At 57.4% G+C, this 986-nt stretch carries 1 pseudogene; it reads left to right on the plus strand.

Going from position 1 to position 986, the window contains the following annotated elements:
- Positions 1 to 544 precede the first annotated feature (544 nt).
- Positions 545 to 986 (plus strand): annotated as a pseudogene (locus tag BKH32_RS13140) (zinc transporter); the annotation flags it as partial.

A 986-nucleotide genomic window follows, 5' to 3' on the forward strand; every position in this document is an offset into this window, starting at 1 on the left:
CGATGAAAGATCGAGGCTAGCAAAGATGAGCGAAGACCAATGCAAATTCTGCCGCTCAGCAGTCGACAATGCGACGAGTCTCCATAACGCAGGGGGGGTGGAACGACAAGTGGGAACAAGAGATTACGAACATCAGGTATTACGAGAAACTTGAAGGATACGACTTCAATAGGGTTGAAGTTACCGTGAGTCGCCAAACGATTACATCCCACCCAGGAGGCGGGGCTGCCGCCGAGACAGCAAGCCCGATTGAAAATGAGACACTAGACTTTGCCATACGCTACATCGATGGTCGTTGGTTAATTGGCGGAGTAAGGGTTGAACAAAAATGAGTCGCTGCGCCATTGTTTTAACTATCGCCTTAGCCTCAACCTTTCTAGCAGCCAATGGAAGCAACTCCCTGGCGTTACCTTCCGAAACAAAAGGAAGTTACAATGTCGAGAACCAGGACAACATCCCGACTGTCCGTGGAGAAAAAAGCGAGACCATCACCCAAGAAGGCCCATCGGATTCTGGTGGTCCTCCGTCTCAGGAGCATCCATCTGTGACGGCCTCGGATCCGTCGATGTGGGAGGAGCAGTCTCACCGGGAGTGCTCGCCCGAGAAGGACGCGTACGGGCTGGATAAGTACAAGTGCAACCTGGCCAACCTCCACCGCCCCACCCAACCCGACCAACCCACCGGCACCGACCCCCGCACGGTCACGATCACCACTCGTCAGGCTGCGACGTTGATTGCTCAGGGCTCGGGTATCACGCGCCAGCCCCCGGGACCCAAGGTCGTGATCTCCATGGCCTTCATCGTCTACACCAACCCCGCCGTGCGCTACCAGACCACCACCATCCTGGGCACTGCGATCGAGGTGGAGTTCACCCCCGTGTCCTACACCTGGAACTGGGGAGACGGCACCACCACAACCACCACCGACCCCGGAGCCCCCTACCCCAACCAGACGGTGACCCACCGCTACCAGCACACCGCCACCG

The sequence above is a fragment of the Actinomyces oris genome, assembly GCF_001929375.1.
Classification (GTDB): Bacteria; Actinomycetota; Actinomycetes; order Actinomycetales; family Actinomycetaceae; genus Actinomyces; species Actinomyces oris_B.